Annotated in this window: 24 protein-coding genes, 1 tRNA gene and 1 other RNA gene; 24 read left to right on the forward strand and 2 right to left on the reverse strand. The window is 28.1% G+C overall.

From position 1 onward, the window contains the following. Window positions 1-7 precede the first annotated feature (7 nt). From crcB to LW893_RS00695, 19 genes are all read left to right on the forward strand, one after another. Entirely contained in the window at window positions 8-370 is a 363-nt protein-coding gene (gene crcB / locus LW893_RS00605; protein WP_233055301.1) for a fluoride efflux transporter CrcB, read from the forward strand. Between the two features lie 19 nt (window positions 371-389). Next, the gene (locus tag LW893_RS00610; RefSeq protein ID WP_233055302.1) at window positions 390-1,025 is read left to right on the forward strand and encodes an alpha/beta hydrolase; all 636 of its coding nucleotides are present in this window, start codon (window positions 390-392) and stop codon (window positions 1,023-1,025) included. Window positions 1,026-1,079: 54 nt separating this feature from the next. Further along, window positions 1,080-1,170, forward strand: a tRNA-Ser gene (locus LW893_RS00615). Further along, window positions 1,170-1,436, forward strand: an RNA gene (ffs, locus tag LW893_RS00620) — signal recognition particle sRNA large type. The genes LW893_RS00615 and ffs overlap by 1 nt, the downstream gene beginning before the upstream one ends. 158 nt (window positions 1,437-1,594) lie before the next feature. Then, window positions 1,595-1,951 (forward strand): PBECR2 nuclease fold domain-containing protein, encoded by a 357-nt coding sequence (locus tag LW893_RS00625; protein WP_233055303.1) that lies wholly within the window; start codon window positions 1,595-1,597, stop codon window positions 1,949-1,951. A 189-nt stretch (window positions 1,952-2,140) separates the two neighbouring features. Next, a complete protein-coding gene (locus tag LW893_RS00630) occupies window positions 2,141-2,671 on the forward strand; it encodes a hypothetical protein (protein WP_233055304.1) in 531 nt (176 codons plus the stop codon). A 374-nt stretch (window positions 2,672-3,045) separates the two neighbouring features. After that, complete coding sequence (locus tag LW893_RS00635) at window positions 3,046-4,647, forward strand: bifunctional aspartate transaminase/aspartate 4-decarboxylase (RefSeq protein WP_233055305.1); 1,602 nt, start codon at window positions 3,046-3,048, stop codon at window positions 4,645-4,647. Between the two features lie 16 nt (window positions 4,648-4,663). Further along, a complete protein-coding gene (gene aspT, locus LW893_RS00640) occupies window positions 4,664-6,397 on the forward strand; it encodes an aspartate-alanine antiporter (RefSeq protein ID WP_233055306.1) in 1,734 nt (577 codons plus the stop codon). 149 nt (window positions 6,398-6,546) lie between these two features. Continuing rightward, the gene (locus LW893_RS00645) at window positions 6,547-6,819 is read left to right on the forward strand and encodes a hypothetical protein (RefSeq protein ID WP_233055307.1); all 273 of its coding nucleotides are present in this window, start codon (window positions 6,547-6,549) and stop codon (window positions 6,817-6,819) included. 488 nt (window positions 6,820-7,307) lie between these two features. Continuing rightward, a complete protein-coding gene (locus tag LW893_RS00650) occupies window positions 7,308-7,556 on the forward strand; it encodes a hypothetical protein (RefSeq protein WP_233055308.1) in 249 nt (82 codons plus the stop codon). A gap of 113 nt (window positions 7,557-7,669) precedes the next feature. Next, entirely contained in the window at window positions 7,670-8,551 is an 882-nt protein-coding gene (ylqF, locus tag LW893_RS00655; protein WP_233055309.1) for a ribosome biogenesis GTPase YlqF, read from the forward strand. Continuing rightward, complete coding sequence (locus LW893_RS00660; protein ID WP_233055310.1) at window positions 8,541-9,173, forward strand: ribonuclease HII; 633 nt, start codon at window positions 8,541-8,543, stop codon at window positions 9,171-9,173. Before ylqF ends, LW893_RS00660 begins: the two co-directional genes overlap by 11 nt. Further along, window positions 9,163-9,507 (forward strand): YraN family protein, encoded by a 345-nt coding sequence (locus LW893_RS00665; RefSeq protein WP_269836872.1) that lies wholly within the window; start codon window positions 9,163-9,165, stop codon window positions 9,505-9,507. The genes LW893_RS00660 and LW893_RS00665 overlap by 11 nt, the downstream gene beginning before the upstream one ends. Window positions 9,508-9,515: 8 nt before the next feature. After that, the gene (locus tag LW893_RS00670; RefSeq protein WP_233055312.1) at window positions 9,516-10,007 is read left to right on the forward strand and encodes a MogA/MoaB family molybdenum cofactor biosynthesis protein; all 492 of its coding nucleotides are present in this window, start codon (window positions 9,516-9,518) and stop codon (window positions 10,005-10,007) included. Between the two features lie 7 nt (window positions 10,008-10,014). Next, window positions 10,015-11,541: a YifB family Mg chelatase-like AAA ATPase gene (locus LW893_RS00675; RefSeq protein ID WP_233055313.1), complete on the forward strand. Its 1,527-nt coding sequence runs from the start codon at window positions 10,015-10,017 to the stop codon at window positions 11,539-11,541. Window positions 11,542-11,667: 126 nt separating this feature from the next. Continuing rightward, window positions 11,668-12,213, forward strand: a complete 546-nt coding sequence (locus LW893_RS00680; RefSeq protein WP_233055314.1) for a DUF6609 family protein — start codon at window positions 11,668-11,670, stop codon at window positions 12,211-12,213. 79 nt (window positions 12,214-12,292) lie between these two features. Further along, window positions 12,293-13,387, forward strand: coding sequence for a DNA-processing protein DprA (gene dprA / locus LW893_RS00685; RefSeq protein ID WP_233055315.1), 1,095 nt, complete (start codon window positions 12,293-12,295; stop codon window positions 13,385-13,387). A gap of 47 nt (window positions 13,388-13,434) precedes the next feature. Then, the gene (locus LW893_RS00690) at window positions 13,435-14,529 is read left to right on the forward strand and encodes an acyltransferase family protein (protein ID WP_233055316.1); all 1,095 of its coding nucleotides are present in this window, start codon (window positions 13,435-13,437) and stop codon (window positions 14,527-14,529) included. 8 nt (window positions 14,530-14,537) lie between these two features. After that, window positions 14,538-14,999 carry a methylated-DNA--[protein]-cysteine S-methyltransferase gene (locus LW893_RS00695; protein ID WP_233055317.1) on the forward strand — a complete coding sequence of 154 codons (462 nt, stop codon included), beginning with the start codon at window positions 14,538-14,540 and terminating at the stop codon, window positions 14,997-14,999. Between the two features lie 900 nt (window positions 15,000-15,899). Here the strand turns inward: LW893_RS00695 and LW893_RS00700 are convergent. Beyond that, window positions 15,900-16,730, reverse strand: coding sequence for an aminoglycoside 6-adenylyltransferase (locus LW893_RS00700; RefSeq protein ID WP_233055318.1), 831 nt, complete (start codon window positions 16,728-16,730; stop codon window positions 15,900-15,902). Between the two features lie 12 nt (window positions 16,731-16,742). Further along, the gene (locus LW893_RS00705; protein WP_233055319.1) at window positions 16,743-17,609 is read right to left on the reverse strand and encodes a YitT family protein; all 867 of its coding nucleotides are present in this window, start codon (window positions 17,607-17,609) and stop codon (window positions 16,743-16,745) included. 150 nt (window positions 17,610-17,759) lie between these two features. Here LW893_RS00705 and LW893_RS00710 point away from each other — a divergent pair, with 150 nt between their 5' ends. From LW893_RS00710 to LW893_RS00730, 5 genes are all read left to right on the forward strand, one after another. After that, window positions 17,760-18,656, forward strand: a complete 897-nt coding sequence (locus tag LW893_RS00710; protein WP_233055320.1) for a glycerophosphodiester phosphodiesterase — start codon at window positions 17,760-17,762, stop codon at window positions 18,654-18,656. A gap of 292 nt (window positions 18,657-18,948) precedes the next feature. After that, a complete protein-coding gene (gene cysS, locus LW893_RS00715) occupies window positions 18,949-20,334 on the forward strand; it encodes a cysteine--tRNA ligase (protein WP_233055321.1) in 1,386 nt (461 codons plus the stop codon). Between the two features lies 1 nt (window position 20,335). Continuing rightward, window positions 20,336-21,073, forward strand: coding sequence for a 23S rRNA (guanosine(2251)-2'-O)-methyltransferase RlmB (rlmB, locus tag LW893_RS00720; protein ID WP_233055322.1), 738 nt, complete (start codon window positions 20,336-20,338; stop codon window positions 21,071-21,073). After that, window positions 21,063-21,584 carry an NYN domain-containing protein gene (locus tag LW893_RS00725; protein ID WP_233055323.1) on the forward strand — a complete coding sequence of 174 codons (522 nt, stop codon included), beginning with the start codon at window positions 21,063-21,065 and terminating at the stop codon, window positions 21,582-21,584. The genes rlmB and LW893_RS00725 overlap by 11 nt, the downstream gene beginning before the upstream one ends. A gap of 8 nt (window positions 21,585-21,592) precedes the next feature. Next, window positions 21,593-22,021 carry a deoxycytidylate deaminase gene (locus tag LW893_RS00730; protein WP_233055324.1) on the forward strand — a complete coding sequence of 143 codons (429 nt, stop codon included), beginning with the start codon at window positions 21,593-21,595 and terminating at the stop codon, window positions 22,019-22,021. The last annotated feature ends 23 nt before the right edge of the window (window positions 22,022-22,044 follow it).

Genomic DNA, 22,044 nt, shown 5'->3' on the forward strand with positions numbered 1-22,044 from the left:
GGTATTTATGATTGAGATTTTAGTTGTTGGATTAGGTGGAGCTATTGGAGCGATTTTAAGATATTCAATTAGCTTAATTCCATATAAGAATACATTTCCGGTTTTAACACTAATAACAAATTTGCTTGGAGCAATATTGATTGGGATTGTTGTTGGTATTTCGGTTAAAAATAATTGGTCAAAAAACTTAACTTTGTTTTTCAAAACTGGAGTATGTGGAGGCTTTACAACTTTTTCAACTTTTTCACTAGAAGCAAATAACTTATTTCAAATTAATAAGCCCGTTATGGCAATAATTTATATAATATTGAGTGTTGTATTATGTTTGCTTGGCGTTATGTTTGGGATTTTCATTTCAAGTAGAAATTAAGGAGATAATTTTATTAAATATGGAGAAAATATATTTTTTATCTGGATTAGGTAGTAAAATTGAAACTACAATAGAGTTTAATTTAGAATTAAATAAATATGGATATGAAATAAAATATATAGATATTCCGGGACAATATTCAAATATTGATGTAAATATAAAAAATGAAAAAGAATTTTTAGATTGGATTAAATCGGTTATTCCAAAAAATTCTTTAGTAGTGGGTTATTCCTTAGGAGCAGACTTATTATTAAAGTTTTCAAGATTTTTATATGCGAAAAAAAAAATTATCTTAGATGGTGGAATTTTTGAAGATGATTATATGAAAACTACCTTAGAGGAAGAAAAAGAATACTCAAGAAATTATATTTTAGAAAATAGTTTGAATATGGATATAAATATAATATCTTCTTTATTTGACATAAGGTATGATGATTACAAAGATATATTTTCACTAGGATTGAAAGATGAAATTTTATTGCTTTTATCTGATTTACCTAAAGATGCTTATGAGTATAAAAATAAAAAGGTTGAAAAATATAAAAAGACAGGAAGTAAAAATATAAAAGTTTATTTTATAGAAAATACTACACATAATTTTTATACAGAAAAGCCAAAAGAAATAGCAACTAAAATTTCAGAGTTTTTAAAGTGAAATTAAAAATTATTGACTAAATTTAAAAAATACATTATAATATATTGGTATCTTGGAGAGCTGTCCGAGTGGTCGAAGGAGCACGATTGGAAATCGTGTAAACGTCAAAAGCGTTTCGAGGGTTCAAATCCCTCGCTCTCCGCCATGCGCTAGGCGGGGTGATAGCAGTACCTTGTAACCTGTAATCTGCTATAGCAGGGCTGAATTCCCAAGTGAGATTTTCAAGGGGTGTAGCCGACTTTTGTAAGTGGTGTTGACAAGTGGGTCCTTACGCAATAGAGCTTTATGAATCTGGTCAGGTCTTGACGGAAGCAGCCATAAGTAAAATACTCTATGTGCCGTAAGATTGCTTACTTAGAGCTAACTGCAAAGGCACCGTGCATTTCTTGTTAAGCGACCTTGGGTGTGCTTACATATTAAAAGAGTTATCTGTAAAGATAGCTCTTTTTTTATTGTGAAACAACAAGGTTCCCGGGAACCCACCCGATGCGAAGCATCGTGGAAGGGTGGGGTTCTTATTGTCTTGCTTTATATTTATTTTATGCTAAAATATACTTAAGAGGTATATTATGATAGTTAAGGATAGTATTAAAGAATTATTAGGTATTAAAACTGAATTATCTAAAATAGAGTTTTCAAAACACGGATTAAAAAGACATTTAGAAAAGAGAAAGCATTATGATGTTTTAAAATACTTAGATGATATAGATGAAATAATAGATAATCCAGATTATGTTGGAGTTAATGAAAAAGACAATAAAATAGCTTTAGAATATGTAAAATGCTTTAATAAAAATGTTCTCTTAGTTTTAAAAGTTAATAAAAGTAAGGATAAGTTTTTTATCGCAAGTATGTATAGTATAAATGATTTTAAACTTAATAACAGAAAATTTAGTGGAAGGCTAAAAAAGGTTGACAAAGAGTAAAAAAGAGGGTATACTATAGTTAAGTAAAGAAGTAGTTGAGGGCAGAAAAGGTTCCTGCCGCACCTTCAATTAGGTATTTGAGATGTTGGGTACACCGACCAACCGACTGCTTAATTCAAATTTATGAGAGTTGGTTTAATCTAACTCTTTTTTTGTAACTAAAAAATTAATATTAAACTAGGAGGAGCTATGAAAAATTTTAAGCTTTATAATGTGTTTTTTCCAATTTGGTTTTTACTATTGATTCCAATTACTTGGCTAATCGCAATTCCAATTAATTTTGTTGTTGACTCAATTGTAATTCTATTATCTTTAAAAGTTTTAAAGATAGATGATTCATTTAAAAAGTATAAAAAAGTAATCTTTAAAGTATTCTTATTTGGATTCTTTGCAGATTTTATAGGAGCTATTTTACTGTTTTTCATAGTAGATTTAATAGGAAGACTTCCTGAATCCTCTAGTATTTTTGCTTGGTTAAATTCAAATATACTAATTCCTGTAATGGAAAATCCTTTTAGTAATCTTTATGGATTTTTATTTATGACAGTTATTATAGCAATGGTTGGATTTTTTATATATTTCTTTAACTTAAAATTTAGTTTTTCAAAACTAGATGTAGAAGAACGAGAAAAGAAAAAAATGGCATTATATATGGCAGTCTTTACAGCACCATATTTATTCTATATTCCAACAGCATTAATATTCAATTTGCAAAAGTAATTAAATATAAGATATAAACATTTTCAAAAAGAGTTAGAATGACTAACTCTTTTTTTATATCTCTAAAATATGTGCATATTGACAAAAACATTATATTGTTTTATAATTTAATTTAATTTAATTTAATTGTAATAAGTTGTACACTTCAATGAAAATGCGACTGAAACAATGCAAGATAGTAAAAAACATACTTACATATTATATAGGAGCTATAAAATAGGGATATTGATTTGGTAATGAGATCATTATCACTATTAAACTAAAAATAATTTACATAATGGCTTGCGAATAATATAATTTAAACGTAAAAGATGTTGATGTTTTTTTGTATTGTGGTTAGAAAAACTTATGCAGTCAGAAAGAAAGGAGAATCAATGATGATTACAAAGAGATTTGAAAGAGAATTAGAAAAACTTGGTGCATTTGAAATTAGCTTTGATATGTTGAAATTATCAGAAAAGAATGAGAAACATTTGAAATTTTTGAATGCAGGAAGAGGAAATCCTAATTGGATTAATACCTTGGGAAGATTAGCTTTTGCAAGACTGATGGAATTTGGCGTGTCAGAATGCAAAAGAACTGTAGATAAAGGAGATTTAGCTGGATATGTTGACTCCAATGGAATTGAGGAGAGGTACAATGCTTTTTTAAATCGTGACGATGAGGTGGATGTATTTCTTAAAAAGATCGTGGAGTATAGCGTAGACCATCTAGATTTAGATAAGAAAAGCCTTATTTTGGAGCTTACAAATGGCATTATAGGAAACAATTATCCGGTTCCTAGCCGTTGTTTGGAGAATACGGAGCACATCATCAATGCATTTCTTCAAAGCATTCTATATGGGAAGGCTGATTTAAGAAAAAATACTAAGGTATTTCCAGTAGAAGGCGGTACGGCTGCAATTGTTTATATATTTGATTCCTTAAAGCATAATGGACTGCTTAATGATGGAGACCACATTGCAATCAACACACCGGTATTTACTCCTTATATTCAGATTCCGAGACTATCAAATTTTGATTTAGCAGAGATCAATCTTCAAGCAATGGAAGAAAATCAGTGGCATATTCCAGATTCTGAATTTGAAAAGCTTTTGGACCCTTCTATCAAGGCATTTTTCTTAGTGAATCCATCAAATCCGGGTTCTCGTAGTCTTACAGATGAGAGTTTGGAACAGTTAAGAAAGGTAGTTGTAAAGCGTCCGGATCTTATTATTATAACAGATGACGTATACGGTACTTTTGTAAATGGATTCCGCACTGTTTATTCCGTTTGCCCAAGAAACACTATTTTGGTTTATTCGTATTCAAAGCTTTATGGTGTTACAGGATGGAGACTCGGAGTTATAGCAATTAATGAAGATAATGTTTTTGATGAACTAATTAAGAAGCTTCCTGAGAAGAAGAAAAAAGAACTAGAAAGCGATTATTCTATCGTTACATTAAATCCTTCGGAAATGGGCTTTGTTGATAGGATATGTGCAGACAGCAGATCTATTGGATTGTATCATACAAGCGGGCTATCTACACCACAGCAGATTATGATGGTTCTTTTATCTATGACTCATTTGGTTCTTGAAAATGAAAAGGATAAATACATTGAAGCTTGTAAAGAAATTACAGCGATTCGTTACCACAATTTAATGTCTACATTAGGCTTACCTGAGGATAACAGTGATTCCAATGCTAAATATTATACACTGATTGACATATATCAACTTGCAGAGACAAATTATGATAAGAACTTCGCAACATGGCTTAGAAATGAATTTGAGGAAATAGATTTTCTTTTACATCTAGCAAAGGAAGATGGTGTTGTGTTGATGGAAGGAGTTGGTTTTGGAGCAACTCCTGGTACAGTTAGAATTTCAGAAGCAAACCTAGAGGACAATGATTATAAGGAAATAGCAAACCGTATTATATCCCTTTTGAAAGAATATTACGAAAAGTATACAAAAGAGAAAAAAAAGCTATAGAATGGAGTAATTTAAAATGAATATAGATTTAATCTCACATGAAGTGTTGGAAACAGCACAACGTGTTACGGTAACAGGTTTCTCTGATATAGCCCATTATTTGATTGCTAATCCAGTTATTTCTATCTTTATATGTCTTGCACTTGGATATTTTATTGGAAAGGTAAAGATAAAATCCTTTACGGTAGGTGCCACTGTAGGAACTTTGCTGGTAGGACTTCTCATTTCCCTAATATTGAAGGGGGCAGGAACTTACGAAATTGACGGAACGGTGAAGACAATCTTTTTCTCACTATTTATTTTTACTATCGGATATGAGGTTGGACCTTCATTCTTCGCAAGTTTAAAAAAATCTGGCCTTAAAATTATTATCCTATCCATATTCTTCGCCGTGGTAGCTTTTGTAGTTTCGATTGTTTTGTTTAAGACTTTTGATATTGGACCTGGAGAAGCTGGCGGAATTTTGGCAGGTAGTCTTACACAGTCAGCAATCTTAGGAACAGCGGATTCTACTATGAAGGCTATGCTTTCAGGAACAGAACTGAAAACGGCTGAAAGTCAAATGGCAGTTGCATATGCACTTACCTATGTTTTTGGAACGATTGGGGTAGTTGTGTTTTTGAGAAATGGTGCATCAAAGTTAATTGGTGCAAATTTGACAGATACAGTTAAGAAGAAAATTGAGCAAACAAATTTCCATGAGTCTTCTTCGGAAAACACTGTGGTTGGAAATATTAAAGCACGTGCATTTTGCTTAGGAAAAGGTGCAGAACTTATTGGCAAAACAATAGGTTCCATTGAAGAACAGTACGATGATTCTCTTACAATAATTCAGATTCTTCGAGATGGTAAACAGGTGAATCTTACACCGGATGTGCAGCTGCTTGAGAAGGATACAGTTACGATTATAGGACTTCTTGATGCAGTATTAAATTTTGAAGGTTCTGGCATGGAGGAAACTAATGCTTCAGAAGCTCTTAGGCTAGATGTGGTAAAGCAAGAAATAGTTTTAACTAACAATTTCTCTCTAGATGTTATAAAGAATCTTTCAGAAAATGGAATCGTCATTTCAAAAAGGATGAGAGATAACAATATTCTCCCTGAAGAGGATGAGTTAAAGGCTCTTGATCACTTGATATTGGTGGGACCAAAAGCTGCTATTTCTAAGGCTGTAAAGAAACTTGGGTATGTGAAGGATACAGGAACTGAGACAGATGTATCTTTTATCAGCATCGGGCTTGTAGTTGGTTTATTAATAGGTGCAATCAGCTTCGTTGTATCCAAAATTCCGATCACACTTGGATCTGGTGGAGGAGCTTTAATTGGAGGACTTCTGTTCGGATATTATCAAGATAGACATTCTAACTATGGATTGATGCCGAAAGCAACTCGATGGTTTTGTAAGAGTGTTGGATTAAATCTCTTTATAGCTATTGTGGGACTTACTTCTGGAGCTTCCTTCATATCTGCATTGCAATCTATGGGCTTAAAGGTACTATTAATTGGTGTTTTGGTAACCATTTTGCCTCATATTGCTTCCGTTTACTTTGGAAGATATGTGTTAAAGTTAGATGCTGTAGATATCATTGGTGCTCAATGTGGTGCTGGAACGTGTACAGCAGCACTTAACGGAGTTGTGGAGGAATATGATTCAAGTATTTTTGCTATAGCATATACACCAGGATATGCAATGGGAAATATTTTACTTACAGTTTTAGGTCCTCTTGTAGTAGCAATATGCATACATTAGTTATTTGAGTAGATAAGATAGATAGATTCATACATTTATTTTAAGGAAAAGTGGTTATATAAAATTTAGCGTTGGTGAGAGAAAAATTCTCTCCCAACGCTAATTTTTTGCTAAAAAATAGGATTATTTAGTAGAAAGGATGAAATGATATGATTGTTATTTTTATAGCCTTAATTATACTATATTTGGGAGTTATCCTGTTTGTAGGAACAACATTTGTAAAAATAAGCTTATTTGCAATGGATAAGCTTGCGGTATTTATAGCAAGCTGGTACTATACCCATCATTATTTTTCCATCAAGTTTTCATCCGGATATGCAGTATATTTTTTGGATATATTAGCGGCAATAGTGGCTGTAGTGCTATATTCTGTCTTATTTAAGCTCATTAATGATAAATTGTTTGAGAGTAATGTAATATAGGTACTAAATAATTTTTAAAAGTTAAGTTGACTTTTTCGTAAATTGTGGTATTATATAGATGAGATAAGAATTTTTTAGAGGTCAATTCTTCTCACATAATTGAATGCAAATAAAAAAGCAAGGTTGGCAGACCTTGCTTTTTATGTTGATTATTCAAATTTTTTTAGCAATTTTAGTAACGCAATCAACAACGTTAATAAAATTATAGCTTCAATAGAGGTCAATAGCTTCACCTCCTTACATATAGAATGCAAAATAATTATATACTAATATAAAATTTTAGTAAACTGTATCTAACTAAATAGATGTAGGTATTAATTTTCAAGTTTTTATAGCAAGTTTTATAGCTTGTTTTTTTATTGTATAAACAATATGCTAATGGTTGAAATATTGACAAAAATCATTTATAGTTTTATAATTTAATTGTGTTATTATATTAAAATTGATTTAATTTACACAATGAGAATATAATAATAGGAGGTAACATCGTGAGAGCGTTAAGTAGATTAATTTCAAGAACAATTACAAATAGTATAGAAAATAGCAAATATAGAGATCATATTTGGTTTGCTTTTTCTATTGCTGTGTCTTTAGTGCTTATTTATACAATTTATTATAATTTTACTAATGGTAAAATGGATACTACTAAGATTATAGGTGTTGTACTTTGTAGTATAATTTTACTTTTAATGATAATGTCTGCAATTGTATTTTTTAAAAAGATTAGAGAAAAATAGTTTACGCTATAGATGTAATCAAAATTTAAGGAGGGAGATAGAATTCTTACCTCCTTACTTGTATATTTTAATATTAGTTAAAGCAATTGCTTTATTTATGATATGGAGGAAATATGAATATAAACTGGTATCCTGGTCATATGAAAAAGACTATGGATAATATAAGAGCGTCATTAAAATTGGTTGATATTGTTGGAGAGATTATAGATGCAAGAATTCCAATAAGTAGTAAAAATCCAGTTATTGATGATGTTTTAAAGGATAAGCCTAGAATAATGATTTTAAACAAATCTGATATGGCAGATGAAAACGAAACTAAAAAATGGCTTAGTTATTATAGAAAACAAGGGTATGGTGCAGTTGTTGTAGATGCTCTTCATTCAAAGGGATTAGATAAGATTTATTCTGTTGCAAAGGAAATGTTAGCTGACAAGTTTAAAAAACTTGAGGAAAAAAATCTTTCAGCTAAGACTATTAGAATGATGATTGTAGGAATACCAAATGTTGGAAAATCTACATTTATAAATTCAATTTCTAAGAGAAAGAGTGCTAAAATAGGCGACAGACCTGGTGTTACTAAACAAGTTCAATGGATTAAGACAAAGAACGATTTAGAACTTTTAGACACTCCTGGTGTTCTTTGGCCAAAGTTTGAAGATGAGAGAATCGGTTTACATTTAGCTTTTACTGGTGCAATTAAGGATGAGATTATGGATATTGAAAATTTAGCTTTTCGTTTTATTGATGAGTTAAATAAAAAAGATGTAAATATTTTAAAAAATAGATATAATTTATCTGAAGACTCTTATGAAGAAACTATATTTTTAATGGATGAGATAGGAAGAAATAGAGGAGCAATTTTAAAGAAAAATGAAATAGATTATTTTAAGGTTGCAAATTTAGTTTTTGATGATTTTAGAAAAGTTAAACTTGGAAGAATAACTTTAGAAACTGTAGAAGATATTGAAAAGTTTGAGGAAGATAATGGAAATTAGAGAAGAACTTGAGAATATTTACAAAAACTACAATTTAATCATCGGAGTTGATGAAGTTGGTAGAGGCTGTCTTGCTGGTCCTGTTGTTTCTTGTGCAATTATTATGAAAAAAGATAGTAAGATTGATGGTGTAACAGACAGTAAGAAACTTTCTAAGAAAAAGAGAGTTGCACTTAATGATAAGATTTTAGAAGAATGTGTTGGCTATGGGATTGGAATTGTAGATAATGTAAAAATTGATGAGATTAATATAAAACAAGCTAGTAGACTTGCTATGAAGATTGCAATTTCAAATATTAAAGATTCTTCTGGAAATAAGGTTTCAGGAGATTTCCTTATAACTGATGCAGAAAAAGTTGATGTTGATATTCCACAGTTAAATTTAATTCATGGTGATGAGCTTTCTTATGTTGTTTCTTGTGCTTCGATAATTGCAAAAGAATATAGAGATAATATGTTTGTGGAATATGAGGAAAAATATCCAAACTACAATTTTATTAAAAATATTGGGTATGGTACAAAAGATCACTATAAAGGTATTGATGAGTTTGGTGTTACACCAATTCATAGAGTAACTTTCTTAAAGAAATATTTTGAAAAGAAAAAAGAAAATGAAAGCTAAAGATATTGGAAATTATGGGGAAGATATGGCTGTAAAATTTCTTTTAGAAAAAGGATATGAAATTATTGAAAGAAATTTTTTAAAGCCTTTTGGAGAAATAGATATTATTGCAAAAGATAAGGATTTTCTAGTTTTTATTGAGGTTAAAGCTAGAAAAAATGTAAATTTTGGTTTCCCTAGAGAATTTGTAAATAGAAGTAAGATAAAAAAGATACAAGATGTAGCACAGATATATATGTTAGAAAAAAATTTGTTTGGTTCAAAAATTCGTTTTGACGTTATAGAAATAATTTTTGATGAACATAAAATTACACATATAGAGAATGCTTTTTAGGAGGTTTTATGTTTACTGCTTATGTAATTACTGTATCCGACAAGGGATCAGTTGGAGAGAGAATAGACACTTCTGGTGAAGTAATCGTTGATATTTTAAAAGAAAATAATTATGAAGTTATTGATAAAATTATAATTCCGGATGATCAAGCTACGATTGAGGAAAAACTAAAATATGCTAGCGATGTTTTAGGAGCTAATTTAATTTTGACAACGGGTGGAACTGGTTTTAGTAAAAGAGATGTTACACCTGAAGCCACTTTAAATATTGCTACAAAAAATGCCTTTGGTATTTGTGATTCTATAAGACAATATAGTTTAACAATTACTAAGAGAGCAATGCTTTCAAGAGCTATTTCAGTTATAAGAAATGATAGCTTGATTGTAAATCTACCGGGTAGTCCTAAGGCTGTTAAAGAATCTTTAGAGTATATTATAGATTCTGTAGAACATGGACTTCAAATACTTTTAGGAACAGCATCAGAATGTGCTAGAAAGTAGGTAAAAAATGTATTCAAAGACTAAGACTTGTGTGTTAAATGGATTGAATGGTTACGATATTGATGTTGAGGCCGATTTAGCAACTGGACTTCAGGCCTTTAATATCGTTGGGCTTCCTGATTTGTCTGTAAAGGAATCAAAAGAAAGAGTCAAATCAGCAATTTCAAACAGTGGATATTCTATTCCACCAGGAAGAGTAACAATAAATTTAGCTCCGGCAAATTTGAGAAAAGATGGTTCTCAAATAGATTTAGCTATTGCAGTTAGTATGTTACTTGCTATTGGTGTGATTGAATATTTACCTGATGAAAAGACTGTTTTTTTAGGTGAGCTTTCACTTGACGGTAGAGTTATAACTTTTGATGGGGCTTTACCTATGATTATTTCTCTAAAAGAACTTGGTTTTAAGAAATTCTATATTCCTTTTGCGATAAAAAATGAAGTAAATATTGTGCAAGGAATAGAAATTTATCCTATTTCGCATTTAAAAGAATTAGTCGATTGTTTAAATGGAGTTATTGAAATAAAAAAAGAAGAAATAGTAAAAGTAAATTTAGATGAAGAGATTAAATATGATATAGATTTTTCAGATATTAAAGGTCAGGAAAATTTAAAGAGAGCTATGGAAATTTCTGCAGCTGGCGGACATAATCTATTGATGGTTGGGCCTCCGGGAAGTGGAAAAACTATGATAGCAAAGAGATTACCAACAATTTTGCCTAAATTAACTTTTGAAGAATGTATTGAATGTACTAAGATTTATTCGATAGCAGGAAAACTTAAGAATAATAAATTGGTTACACAAAGACCTTTTAGATCTCCACATCATACGAGTAGTCCTATTTCTCTAGTAGGAGGAGGTAAGATTCCAAAACCTGGAGAGGTTTCACTTGCTCATAATGGAGTTTTGTTCTTGGATGAATTCCCAGAGTTTTCAAAACAAGCTATTGAAGTTTTAAGACAGCCAATGGAAGATGGGAAAGTTACTATTTCAAGAGCTAATTCTTCAATTACATATTATTCAAACTTTGTGACTGTTTGTGCGTTGAATCCTTGTCCTTGTGGAAATTATGGATTCCAAACTGAAAAATGTACTTGTTCACAGTTGCAAATTCAAAGATATTTAAGTAAAATTTCAGGACCAATACTTGATAGAATTGATATTCAGGTTGAAGTTGAACCTGTAAAATTTGATGATTTATCTTCAAAAGAAGTTTTAGAGACTTCTTTTGAAATTAGAAAAAGAGTTGAAAAAGCTAGAAAAATTCAACTTGAAAGATATAAAAACGAAAAAATATATAATAATGCAAATCTTTCAGCAAGACAGATAAAGAAGTATATTATTTTGGATGAAAAACTTGAGAAAATTATAGAATTTGCTTTTAAAAAGTTTAAGTTTTCAGCAAGATCTTTTAATAAAATTTTGAAGTTAACAAGAACAATTGCAGACTTGGACGGAAGTGAAGAAATCAAGGAAGAACATCTGTTAGAAGCTATCAGATATAGAAGTTTAAGTAATAAATATTGGGGTTAGTTTTTATTAATTAAGAATTTGATGTATTTAAATAATCATAATATAGAATCTAATATTTAGAATTTGCATTATTATAAATAAAGATTAAGAGTTCAAAAAAATTTAGAAATAAACGGGAGATTATTTATGTCATTTTTAGAATACCATAAGGAAGAGAAATTAGAATTTAACCATAAGAAATCATGTGGGTTATGGTTAATCGTAGTTGGTTTAGTTATTGCATTGGCTACTTTAATAGGAGGAAAACAAATAATAAACATGCAAGTATTTAGTTTTGGATATATTATTAGTTTTCTTTCAATTAATATGAATAAAAAGCTTATTAATAAATTATCAACTGGAAATTCAACTAAATTTCAAAATAAAGTTTCTTTATATTCAGTAATTTTATTATTCATATTGATGTTTTTATTAGGGGGACCATTTTTCGCAACAGAAAATTGGAGATTAATTTGGTTGGGTGCATTGATGGCTACTGCAATACATTTTATTCCATTTTATTTTGTTCACGGTAAATCAATGATTTTATTAGGAATAGTTTGTAGTATAAATATTGCAATAGGATATATTTATTCTGATATGTCTTTGTCAATTATTGCATATATTGATGCTTTAATTAAATTGTTATTTGGATTATATCTTTTCTTTTTATCAAAACCAACAAAAAGATAAAATCCTATTTATTGAATTAAATAATTTATGAAGTATTTAAGTTATATAGAAGTTTAAGTAATAAATATTGGAGTTAGTTATGAGAAATGAAGATGCTTTGTTATTTTTAAGTTATTTGAATTTTGATTATAAAATCAAAGATGAATTATTAAATCATTTTACATTGGAACATATTGAAGATATTTTTGAAATGTCAGAAGAATATTTTAAAGAGAATAAACTTTTAACTAAGAATAATATTGATAAATTAGTTGAGGAAAGAAAAAAATTTAATTCAGATGCTTATAGAGAGTTTTTAGAAAAAAAGAAAGTTAAGTTTGTAAGTGTCCTTAGTGAAAATTATCCTGTTAATTTAAAGGATATTGAATATATTCCACAAGTTATTTACTATAAAGGGGAAATTTTACCAGAGGATGAATTTGCACTGTCAATTGTAGGTTCTAGAAAATGTACTAATTATGGAGCTTGGGCAACAGAATATTTTGCAAGGTCAATTTCTGAACTTGGAATAAGAATAGTTTCTGGAATGGCTTTAGGTATTGATTCTATTTCACATAGAGCTGCTTTGAAATCAGGTGGAAGAACTATTGCTGTTTTAGGTTGTGGTGTTGATATGGCATATCCAAAGACTAATTATAGGCTTTATGAAGAAATTATAGAAAATGGTGCTGTTATGAGTGAGTTTCCAGTTGGAATGCCACCATTAGCACATAATTTTCCTGTTAGAAATAGAATTATTTCTGGACTGTCAAAAGCATTGTTAGTAATTGAAGCACAAGATCGTTCTGGTACACTAATAACTTCAAGATTTGCAAATGAACAGTCAAAAGAAATTTTTGCACTTCCTGGAAATATTAACAGTCTATATAGTAAAGGAACAAATAAATTGATAAAAGATGGAGCTTTAATAGCAACAGATTATCAAGATATAATAGATGGAGTTATTGATTTTTCAGAATTTATTTTAAACAAAAATAAGGAAGAAAAAGATTTAAACATTTTAGATGCAAAGGAACTTTTGATTTATAATTTAATAAATGAAGAACCAAAATCTCAAAATAAAATTTCAACAATAACTGGTTTTTCAATTATAGAAACAAATACAATTTTAACTTCATTAGAGCTTAAAGGCTTTATAAAAGAACTTAATGGGGGAATATTTGTAGTTGATTAATATAAGAGATGGAATACATCTCTTTTTTTATAAAAAATGGAGGATTTATGATTAAAATAATATTTTTAATTTTACCTTTTCTTATTATGCTTTTACCTAATAGAGATTATGATTTGATGTCAAAGGAAGATACATTGGCATTTAAAGGTATTTTTTCTATAGTAGTAATTTTACATCATGTATCTCAAATAGAGAATACTATACCTTATATACATCATTTTGCAAATTTTGGTATGTATGCAGTTAGTTTCTTTTTCTTTATTTCAGCTTATGGAATGACAAAACAAGTAAAGCTTAATAGAGAAAAATATTTGAAAGGATTTTTTAAAAAGAGATTTTTAAAATTACTTTTACCAATATTTGTAGTTACAGTCTTGCATATTGTTGTAAATATATTTGTTTTCAAAAGTGAATATACATTAAACTCTATTATTAATATATATAAAAATGGATCTTCTTTAATAAATAATGGATGGTATTTAAATTCAATTTTAGTTATTTATTTGATATTTTATCTTAGCTTTAAAATAACTAAAAATCAAAATCTATCATATATTATTTTTACCATTTTGACAATTAGTTATATACTAGTTTTGAAAAATATCGGTTTTGGAATTTGGTGGTATAACAGTATGATAGGTATGATATTTGGAATGTATTTTGAAATATTTGAAGGAAAAATTAAAAAAATATTAAATACTCATATTTATAAACTACTATTGATTTTATCTGTATGGACTTTTTATTTTTGGAATAATAAGGAGGCTGATTTAGTAAGCTTCTTTTCAAGTTTTGGAATATACTCAAATTATCCTATAGTACAAAATTTAATATGTTTTAATTTTATAGTCATGGTAATTCTAATTTCAAAGAAAATTAATTTTAGAGGATTTGTTATTAATAAAGAAAGTATGAAGTTATATTCTAAATTTGTTTTGATTAGGAATGAAGTACTATCATTTCTAGGTAAAATTTCTTTTGAAATGTATATGATTCATGGCCTTATTATGAGTTTGTTATCAATATATCTAAAAGCAAATATTGTTTATTTACTAACTTTATTTGGTTTAACAATTTTACTTTCATATATTCTAAATATATTTTTCAATAAATTATATATAATTTTAAAATTGAATAAATAGGAGATATTATGAATTATACAGTTTTTGATTCACCAGTTGGAAAAATTAAAATAATGGAAGAAAATAATAGAGTTGTCGAAATAAGATTTGTAAAGGATGAGAAAAACTATAATCCTAAAACAGAAGTTTTAAAACTTGTAAAAAAAGAATTGGAAGAATACTTTACTGGAAAAAGAAAAGTATTTACATTTCCAATTAAGTTAGATGGAAGAGAGTTTTCGCTAAAAGTTTATAAGGCTTTAATGGAAATACCTTATGGAGAAACTTGTAGCTATAAAGATATTGCTATAAAAATTGGTAATGAAAATTCACAAAGGGCAGTAGGTGGAGCAAATAATAAAAATAAATTACCGATTGTAATTCCATGCCATAGAGTAATAGGTAGTAATGGAAAGCTTGTTGGTTATGCTGAAGGATTAGAAATAAAACAAAAACTTTTGGAATTGGAAAGAAAAAATAAAAATAATTAGAAATTATAAGAATTTTTGTAAAAAATTCAAAAAAAAGTAAAAAAGTGTAAAAAAAGTGAAAAAAATTAAAAAAAATCACAATAAAGTGTTGACAAAGTAAATTTTATGGGGTATAATATATACAACAAACAAGATAACGCGTTAAATAGTTTGATGACTGGAGGTAAGACCAATGAAAATTTTAAAAACAATTTCATCTGAGTTGCAGTATCATTGGTTTTTAGAAAAAACTTACGATGCCAGCAACTTGAATAGCAGATAATATATTTTGTGAATTAAGAGGTTGATAATAGTATAATTAAATATTAAAAACTAATCATAAAAATTTAGAATGTAAGTTGTATGATTAAGATTATATAAATTATATATAAGATAATTGAGATATTAAGAAATCTATAAAGTTATATCTAGAATTTTTGGAATATTATAATATTATAACAGTATGAACTAGATAGTTGAGACGAAGGTTAAGAAACTTGAGTACGTATGAGTTAAATATTATGAGATGAAATTAATAGGTTTTTAAATCAGATTATTGATATTAAGAAATTTGAGTATTTAAAGGAGTAAAATTTTGTATAAAAAAAGATTAGTTAGAATAAATTATACTTAAGATACAATGTGAAGTAATATAAAGACACAAAAGATATTACAAGCAGTTGTGGTTGTAGATTTATCATAAGATTGTATGAATATAGTATTAAAAGAAAAAGAAGGTTGTTGATATAAATATTTATCGGTGATTAGCTAGTTTATGCTAAAGTATTATTTTGATGGGTTTACAAAAACAAAATTGAAGTTCAAGTGTAAAGAAATTTGGATTTCGCTGAAATAACAATTAAATATTTTAAATATAAAAAGTGCATCTAAAAGATGCACTTTTGTATTGTGAAAGTTTTATTATCTGCTATTTGCTTTTTGTTTTAATTCTCTTAAATATGTTACTGTATCTCTATCTAATTCTTTTGCATATTCAAATCTTAAATTAATTGCTATTTGTAAAGATAATTTTCTAAATAATCCACAAATATTAAATAGGGCTATCCAAAGAGATTCTAATTCCAATTTTGAATAACATTGTAAATATTTTTCAAAAATTTCAGTATCAACATAGTTAAATACTAATTTATTATCTTTTCCTAACTCTAATAGGTATTTATTTTCAGATAAAACATAGTGTTTTAAATGTTCATCTAAAAGTTCTAAAACTTTTCTATATTCTTCAGATATATTTAAGAATTCTTTAGTATATAGTTTGTTTCCAAATTTTAAGATATACCAGAAGAAGTTACAAGTATTTACTAAGAATTCATCTTCAGTAAGTTTATGAACTTTTCTTTCAATATAAACTCCACCTTTTTTTTCTTCTTCTTTATTAAGTACACAAATGTATTTTTCTTGAAGTTCTTCTAAAACTTCAATAGATTTTTTTGAAACAATTCTAAAAATACCTTGTGTAAAATTTTCGTAAATTATTCTATATTCTATTATGTTTTCATTTTCAGTATTTTCATACATAGTTAGTATATCGCCAAAATGTTCAATAAATTCAAAAGAAGTATCATCAAAAGATAAATCTTTTACTAAATATAGAACATTAAAAAAGTTAACATCACTGGACATGCTTTGAGTTTCAAGTTGTTCGATATACAGTTTTTCAACTCTATCATCATCCATTGCAATTTTTTTAGCTATTTCTTTAAGTTCATTGAAAGTTAAAATATTATTCATAACAAACCCCTCCTAAATTTCTTGTACCTTAAAGCCACGACCTTTAACTTCATAAGCCTCAGATATGATTAAAAATGCCGCTGGATCAACTTCATCCAGTATTCTCTTTATGTTTACTACTTCTCTTGTTCTTACAATACAGAATATAACATTTTGTGCTTTATGTGTATAAGCTCCTTCTCCATGAAGAAGAGTGACACCTCTATTAAGATCAGATAAAATTCTATCAGTAACTTCTCTTTGATTTGAAGTTACAATCATAATTTTCTTCGTATCTCCAAATCCCATTTGGATTTTATCTAGCATTCTGTATGCGACATACATTGAAACGATTGTTAAAAGTCCTCTTTCAAGACTAAAAATATAAGAAGCAACTCCAATTATCATTGCGTTTATCATCATAAGAGATGAACCGATATTCATATTTAATTTGGTTTTAAATATAGTTGCTATTATATCAAGTCCTCCTTGACAAGCTCCATGTCTAAATAGAACACCCATTCCAACTCCATTTATAAAACCACCAAAAATAGCAAATAGCATATTATTATCAAGTTTAAAATCAATTGGAATTTTACGCATTGCTATCAAGATGAATGAATAGATAAATGTTGATAAAAATGCATAAGTCATGAATTTCTTATTCAAGAAAAATGCTCCAATTAGCATCATAGGTAAATTTAATACAAATACTGAAACTCCTGTTGGAATACCAGATAAATATTCAATCATAAGTCCAATACCTCCAAGACCACCTGATAATAGTCCTGCTGGTACTAAAAATTTAACTACTGCAAATGAGCATATTAAATCACCAAGTATTATATAAAATAATGTTCTAAAAAAATAACTTTTATCCCCAAAAAAAGATTCTAACATAAACACCAACCTCTTCAATTTTATTTAACAATATATAATCAGTATAATTATATCATAATTTTTATTTATATGATATAATTATACTGTTATTATCGTATTTTTCTTTAAAAAAATTCGATTTTTTTAATAAAAATTCAAGGAGTCGTATTAATGAGGTTATTTTTATTCGTTTTAATTGTAGTAATTTATGTTTTATTCCAATTTTCATGTTTTAAAAAAGAGAAAAAAGCAAGAAAGATTTATAGGAATGGAGATTTTCCATTAGTTTTTGCACATAGAGGATCAAGTCATTTATATCCAGAAAACACAGAGTTAGCTTTTATAAAGTCTTTTGAAATGGGTGTTGATGCTTTTGAAACTGATATCAGACTAACTAAAGACGGAAAAATCATCACTCAACATAATGAAGATATCGATGAAACTACTAATGGAACAGGGAAAGTTATTGATTATACTTTTGATGAAATTAAAGAATTTAATTTTGGATACAGATTTAAAGACTTAAATGGTAATTTACCATATGCAGATAATAGAGTAAGTGGTTTATATCCAATGGAAGTTTCTTCACTTTTTGAAAAATTTGGAGATTCTGTTATATATAGTATTGATGTTAAAGATAATGGAGAAAATGGTTTAAAGTCAGCTGAACTTTTATATAATTGTGTAAAAGAATATAGATTAGAAAAAAATGTTATTTTTTCAAGTTTTAATGAGGATAATCTGAAGTTTTTAAGAAAGATAAGTAAGGGTGAAATAATTATTTCTGGCTCATTGAAAAAAACTACAGAAGTTGTATTATCTTCATATTTAGGATTTGATAGTTTTAAAAAATATAATACTAATGCAATGATGATTCCAAGATTTGAAAAATTACCATTAGATACAAAATATTTAATTTACAAATTCCATAAACATAATATGGCAGTTTGTTATTGGACTATAAATACGGAAAAAGAAATGAAAAAACTAATTGGTAAAAAGGTAGATGGAATAATAACTGATAGGGTTGATTTGCTTTTAAAGTTAAAAAAAGAATTGAATAAATAGATTAGGTTTTTAAGGGTAAATTATTGACTTTTTCTTAATAATTTAGTATCCTATTATAAATGAATATTTACGTTGAAAAGGAAAAGAAACAACGAATTTTAGAGAGATGTTGTGTGGTGAAAAACATCAATGTTGAAGGTGCGTCCTTGGAGTATTGTTTGCTACTTTATAGCAATTTAAGTGGAGTTTTCAATTAGAGTGGAACCGCGGAATTTTTTCGTCTCTTGTTTTTTTTTCAAGAGGCGTTTTGTTTTATATAAAAATAAAATATTTCAAAATAGAGAGGTGTATTATGAAGATTTATAACACATTAACAAGAAAGAAAGAAGAATTTATACCTATACAACCGGGTAAGGCATTAATTTATGTTTGTGGACCAACTGTATATAATTATATTCATATTGGTAATTCAAGACCTATGATTGTATATGATACATTGAGAAGATATCTTTTATACATAGGATATGATGTAAAATTTGTAAGTAATTTTACTGATATTGATGATAAGATTATAAATAGAGCTAAAGAAGAAAATGTACCTTTTACAGATATTACTAAAAAATATATTGAAGCATATTTAGAAGATAGTTATGCATTAAATCTTTTTGAAAGTCATACAATTCATCCAAAAGCTACTGAATGTATTGATGAGATGATTGAATTTGTAAAGATTTTAGAAGAAAAGGGCATTGCTTACAATGTTGATGGTAATGTTTATTTTGATATTACTAAAGCAAAAGATTATGGTAAATTATCAAGAAAAAATATTGAGGATTTAAGAGCTGGAGCAAGAATTGATATTTCTGACGAAAAGAAAAATCCTCTTGATTTTGCTCTTTGGAAAAAAAGAAAAGATGAAACTGAACCTGCTTGGGAAAGTCCATGGGGAATGGGTAGACCAGGTTGGCATTTGGAATGTTCAGTAATGGCTAAAAAACTTTTAGGAGAGACAATTGATATTCATGCTGGTGGAGAAGATTTACAATTCCCACACCATGAAAATGAAATTGCTCAATCCGAATGTTGTAATGACAAAATTTTTGCTAACTACTGGATGCATAATGGAATGATTAATGTTGATAACGAAAAAATGAGTAAGTCAAAAGGTAATTTCTTTACAGTTAAAGATATTCAAAAAGAATATGACTTAGAAGTTGTTAGACTTTGGATTTTATCTACTCATTATAGAAATCCATTAAATTTCAGTAGAGAAGTTATGGAACAAACAAAAAATGGTCTTGAAAGAATGTATAATGGCAAAGAACATTTAGAAAGACTTTTAGAAATTTGTGAAGAAAAAGAAGATGGAGATATTTCTAAATTAGTTGAGCTTAAAAAAGAATTCTTAGAATCTATGGATGATGACTTAAATACTGCAGATGCAATTTCTAAGATTTATGAGCTTATTCGTTATACTAATTCATTTGATGAAAATACTGATTTAAAAGTTGTTAAAGGAGCAGTTAAATTATTGGATGACTTTGCTTCTGTTTTAGGTCTTCTTTACAAAGAAGAAGATGATAATTTGGACGAAAAAGTTGAAAAATTAATTGAAGAAAGAGAAGAAGCTAGAAAGAATAAAGATTTCAAGAGAGCAGATGAAATTCGTGATATCTTAAAAGAAATGAATATAGAATTGAAAGACACTAGAAATGGTGTTATTTGGAAAAGGGTGTAATATGAGCGACTATATATTTGGTAGAAATGCTGTTTTAGAGGCTTTAGAAAGTGATAGAAAAGTAGAAAAAATCTACATTTTAAAAGGTGATTTAAAAGGCTCAATAAATAAAATAATTGGAAAGGCTAAAGCTAATGGTATTTTAATTTCTGAAATTGATAAACATAAATTAGAAAATATGGCAGAAGGTGTTGTACATCAAGGTGTTTGTGCTTTGGTTTCTAGTTTTGACTATTCAACAGTTGAGGAAATTATTAATAGTGCAAAATTAAAAAATGAAGATTTGTTTTTAGTTATTTTAGATGAAATTGAAGATCCACATAATTTCGGAGCTATCATTCGTACTTGTGAAGCTGTTGGTGTTCATGGAATAATTGTTTCAAAAAGAAATCAAGCACCAGTAACATCAATTGTTCAAAAGTCTTCAGCTGGAGCAGTAAATCATATTAAAATAGCAAAAGTTGCTAATATTGCAGATACTATTTTGAAATTACAAAAAGAAAATGTATGGGTTTATGGAGCATGTGGAGAGGCAGAAAAAATTTATACGGATATGGATTTTAAAGGGAATATTGCAATAGTAATTGGAAACGAAGGAAAAGGAATAGGTCAACTTATTAGAAAGAGATGCGACTTCTTAACTAAACTTCCAATGAAAGGTAAAGTTTCAAGTCTTAACGCATCAAATGCCTGTGCTATTTTAGTTTATGAGGCATTAAGACAAAGAGATGAAAACTAAAAAATTAATAATTATAGATGGATACAATATTTTAAATGCTTGGGAAAAATACAAACCATTTTTAAAGTTGAGTTTTGAAAATGCTAGACAAGAGTTGATTTACGATATGGGAGAGTATTCAAAACTTGTAGGAATAGATTTGCTATTAGTTTTTGATGCTTACAAGATTAATTTTAAAGGAAGCTCTGAGATTATAAAAGGTATAGAGGTTGTATATACGAAACAAAATGAAACTGCTGACCAATACATCGAAAAAAAATTAGATGAAATGGGAAGAAAAATCTTAGTTTCAGTAGGAACTGATGATAATCTAATTCAAAAACTTGTTACGCAAAGAGGTGGAAATGTCTTAACTGCAAAAGAATTATTGTATCGTTACGAGAATTTAAAAAATAAAAGTAACCGTTATGAAATAAAAAATAGAATTTCTAACAAAAGCTATTTCAACACACTAGATGAAAAAACATTAAATCAACTAGATGAAATAGAAGAAAAATTATTTGGAAAGTAGGGGGAATTATGAGAAAACCTTGGGAAGAATATTTTATGGATTTAGCTAAAATGGTTGCAACTAGAGGTACTTGCGATAGAGCTTATGTTGGTTGTGTTTTAGTTAATAAAGATAATAGAATTGTTTCAACTGGATATAATGGTTCAATTTCAGGAAATCCTCAATGTGATGAAATAGGTCATACAATGAGAGATGGTCATTGTATCGCAACAATTCATGCTGAACAAAATGCACTTTTATATTGTGCAAGAGAAGGAATAAAAGTAAAGGGATGCACTTGTTATGTAACTCATTTTCCATGTTTGAATTGTACTAAGGCGTTAATTCAAGCTGGAATTTCAAAAATATACTATGATAATAGTTATAGAATGGATGAGTATGCAATTGAGTTGCTCGAGAAAAATAATATCGAGTTTATAAAACTGGGAGATAATTAAAAAGGATATGATAATCATATCCT

The organism is Parvimonas micra (assembly GCF_021300775.1).
Lineage (GTDB): Bacteria > Bacillota > Clostridia > Tissierellales > Peptoniphilaceae > Parvimonas.

Bases quoted from the DNA above. Each gene is read 5' to 3' on its own strand.
- crcB (WP_233055301.1), top strand. From the start codon at position 8: ATGATTGAGATTTTAGTTGTTGGATTAGGTGGAGCTATTGGAGCGATT.
- LW893_RS00610 (WP_233055302.1), top strand. From the start codon at position 390: ATGGAGAAAATATATTTTTTATCTGGATTAGGTAGTAAAATTGAAACT.
- LW893_RS00625 (WP_233055303.1), top strand. From the start codon at position 1,595: ATGATAGTTAAGGATAGTATTAAAGAATTATTAGGTATTAAAACTGAA.
- LW893_RS00630 (WP_233055304.1), top strand. From the start codon at position 2,141: ATGAAAAATTTTAAGCTTTATAATGTGTTTTTTCCAATTTGGTTTTTA.
- LW893_RS00635 (WP_233055305.1), top strand. From the start codon at position 3,046: ATGATGATTACAAAGAGATTTGAAAGAGAATTAGAAAAACTTGGTGCA.
- aspT (WP_233055306.1), top strand. From the start codon at position 4,664: ATGAATATAGATTTAATCTCACATGAAGTGTTGGAAACAGCACAACGT.
- LW893_RS00645 (WP_233055307.1), top strand. From the start codon at position 6,547: ATGATTGTTATTTTTATAGCCTTAATTATACTATATTTGGGAGTTATC.
- ylqF (WP_233055309.1), top strand. From the start codon at position 7,670: ATGAATATAAACTGGTATCCTGGTCATATGAAAAAGACTATGGATAAT.
- LW893_RS00660 (WP_233055310.1), top strand. From the start codon at position 8,541: ATGGAAATTAGAGAAGAACTTGAGAATATTTACAAAAACTACAATTTA.
- LW893_RS00665 (WP_269836872.1), top strand. From the start codon at position 9,163: ATGAAAGCTAAAGATATTGGAAATTATGGGGAAGATATGGCTGTAAAA.
- LW893_RS00670 (WP_233055312.1), top strand. From the start codon at position 9,516: ATGTTTACTGCTTATGTAATTACTGTATCCGACAAGGGATCAGTTGGA.
- LW893_RS00675 (WP_233055313.1), top strand. From the start codon at position 10,015: ATGTATTCAAAGACTAAGACTTGTGTGTTAAATGGATTGAATGGTTAC.
- LW893_RS00680 (WP_233055314.1), top strand. From the start codon at position 11,668: ATGTCATTTTTAGAATACCATAAGGAAGAGAAATTAGAATTTAACCAT.
- dprA (WP_233055315.1), top strand. From the start codon at position 12,293: ATGAGAAATGAAGATGCTTTGTTATTTTTAAGTTATTTGAATTTTGAT.
- LW893_RS00690 (WP_233055316.1), top strand. From the start codon at position 13,435: ATGATTAAAATAATATTTTTAATTTTACCTTTTCTTATTATGCTTTTA.
- LW893_RS00695 (WP_233055317.1), top strand. From the start codon at position 14,538: ATGAATTATACAGTTTTTGATTCACCAGTTGGAAAAATTAAAATAATG.
- LW893_RS00700 (WP_233055318.1), bottom strand. From the start codon at position 16,730: ATGAATAATATTTTAACTTTCAATGAACTTAAAGAAATAGCTAAAAAA.
- LW893_RS00705 (WP_233055319.1), bottom strand. From the start codon at position 17,609: ATGTTAGAATCTTTTTTTGGGGATAAAAGTTATTTTTTTAGAACATTA.
- LW893_RS00710 (WP_233055320.1), top strand. From the start codon at position 17,760: ATGAGGTTATTTTTATTCGTTTTAATTGTAGTAATTTATGTTTTATTC.
- cysS (WP_233055321.1), top strand. From the start codon at position 18,949: ATGAAGATTTATAACACATTAACAAGAAAGAAAGAAGAATTTATACCT.
- rlmB (WP_233055322.1), top strand. From the start codon at position 20,336: ATGAGCGACTATATATTTGGTAGAAATGCTGTTTTAGAGGCTTTAGAA.
- LW893_RS00725 (WP_233055323.1), top strand. From the start codon at position 21,063: ATGAAAACTAAAAAATTAATAATTATAGATGGATACAATATTTTAAAT.
- LW893_RS00730 (WP_233055324.1), top strand. From the start codon at position 21,593: ATGAGAAAACCTTGGGAAGAATATTTTATGGATTTAGCTAAAATGGTT.